The following is a 1885-nucleotide window of genomic DNA, read 5'->3' on the forward strand; positions in this document are numbered from 1 at the left end:
AATTTTAACTTGATGATATAATTTATACCCGATAGGGTATATTATTACTCGATTTCGTATATTTGTACCCGAACGGGTAATTATATACGAATGAATTCAGGAAATCACTCAAATGCACTTTTATTAAGTAGGTTTGTAAAAGAAAAAAGAAAGGACTTAGGGCTAACCCAGAAAGAGCTGGCAGATAAAGCTGGCGTAGGGTTGCGCTTTGTACGCGAATTAGAACGTGATAAACCTTCCCTTCAAATGGATAAAGTTAACCAGGTACTGGTATTGTTTGGTTTTGAACTTGGGCCAGTGCCAATGAACCGAAATAAACTGATCCATGAGAAAGGCTAAAGTTTTTATGTATAATAATTGGGCTGGAACCCTTAAAGAGGATGAGGAAGGATATCATTTTCAATACAGTAATGATTATCTGAGAAAAGACAATGCAGAGCCCGTAAGTTTGACACTTCCACTGCAGGAAAAGCCATTTGAGGATAAAGTGCTTTTCCCCTTTTTTGACGGTTTGATACCTGAAGGGTGGTTATTGGATATCGCTGAAAAAAACTGGAAACTAAATGCCCGTGATCGAATGGGTTTGTTACTTAAAACATGTCAGGACTGCATAGGTGCAGTGAGCATTCAATCCATAGAAGAAGAGTACAATGAAAATGAGTAAGAGAAACTGTTTATACTGTTACCAGAAACTGGATGGGGGCGGAATAGATTTTCACTCAAAATGCAGCAAGAAAATTTTCGGTAAGCCTCTTCCTCCCCTATTAGAATATACAAATGATCAGATGTTGGAACTGGCTGAAAAGATCATACAGAGTCAATCGACTGTGCCCGGAGTCCAAGCAAAACTCTCCTTAGGCTTACAAACCATTGATGAAAAAGATAAGCCTCAAAAACTGACTATTATGGGTTTTTGGGGAGAATATATTTTGAAACCACCCAGTGAGCATTATAAAAGTTTGCCGGAGCTGGAAGATCTCACGATGCATCTGGCAGCTATAGCAGGTATTAGGACGGTCCCGCATTCTCTGATACGGCTAAAGTCAGGTGAACTTTCTTACATTACCAAACGAATAGATAGAAAAGGAAAACAAAAATACCACATGGAAGACATGTGTCAATTGACCGATCGGTTAACAGAATCGAAATATCGTGGTTCCTATGAACAGATTGGAAAAGCATTGGTTCAGTATTCGAGCAATCCTGGATTTGATATCATCAACTTTTTTGAGCAGGTGGTGTTTTGCTACCTTACCGGCAACAACGACATGCACATGAAAAACTTCTCCCTGTTTAAAGATCCGGAAAAGGGGTACAACCTGAGCCCTGCTTACGACATGATAGCAGCTCAATTGGTTGTTGAAGGAGATAGCGAAGAATTAGCACTTACCCTAAATGGTAAGAAAAAGAAAATAACTCGCAAGGATTTTGAAGCAGCTATGGCTAGGTTTGAAATTGATCAAAAAGCTTTCGATAACATCTTCCTACGTTTCAAAAAAGCGATGCCTAAATGGCATGATTTCTTGGAAAAAAGCTTTCTTCCGGACGAAATGAAAGATGCCTATCAAGTAATGATTGGAAAAAAAGCCAAACAGATAAGGCTATAATTCAATTGGTTAAGATTATTCAAATAGCTTGTTTATCCCCTGCCCTACTAGAAGTAGATTGCATCTACTCCTTCGTATTTAAAGGGAATTTAAAAGTGAAAGACATGAAATATTCAATTACTGCAAACTAAAACTAAAACATGCTATTGTTATTGGCTGCATCGGTAGGTACTTGTTGGATGGAATCCCAGTGTTCGCAGATTTTTCCCGCCTCATCAAATCTGAAAAAATCTCCGCTGTGTTTTGATTATAGTTGTAACTATCATAAAATTTTGTGA

General features: G+C 38.1%; 3 protein-coding genes. All 3 read left to right on the forward strand.

Annotated elements, in window-relative coordinates; all coding sequences use genetic code 11:
* Positions 1 to 90: 90 nt before the first annotated feature.
* From ACYVHJ_RS14750 to ACYVHJ_RS14760, 3 genes are read left to right on the forward strand one after another with little or no spacing between them, the layout of a single operon-like run.
* Positions 91 to 339: a helix-turn-helix transcriptional regulator gene (locus ACYVHJ_RS14750; protein ID WP_460513686.1), complete on the forward strand. Its 249-nt coding sequence runs from the start codon at positions 91 to 93 to the stop codon at positions 337 to 339.
* Positions 326 to 664 (forward strand): HipA N-terminal domain-containing protein, encoded by a 339-nt coding sequence (locus ACYVHJ_RS14755; RefSeq protein ID WP_460513684.1) that lies wholly within the window; start codon positions 326 to 328, stop codon positions 662 to 664. Before ACYVHJ_RS14750 ends, ACYVHJ_RS14755 begins: the two co-directional genes overlap by 14 nt.
* Positions 657 to 1607 (forward strand): type II toxin-antitoxin system HipA family toxin, encoded by a 951-nt coding sequence (locus ACYVHJ_RS14760; protein WP_460513682.1) that lies wholly within the window; start codon positions 657 to 659, stop codon positions 1605 to 1607. Before ACYVHJ_RS14755 ends, ACYVHJ_RS14760 begins: the two co-directional genes overlap by 8 nt.
* The last annotated feature ends 278 nt before the right edge of the window (positions 1608 to 1885 follow it).

The sequence above is a fragment of the Cyclobacterium sediminis genome (assembly GCF_054781075.1).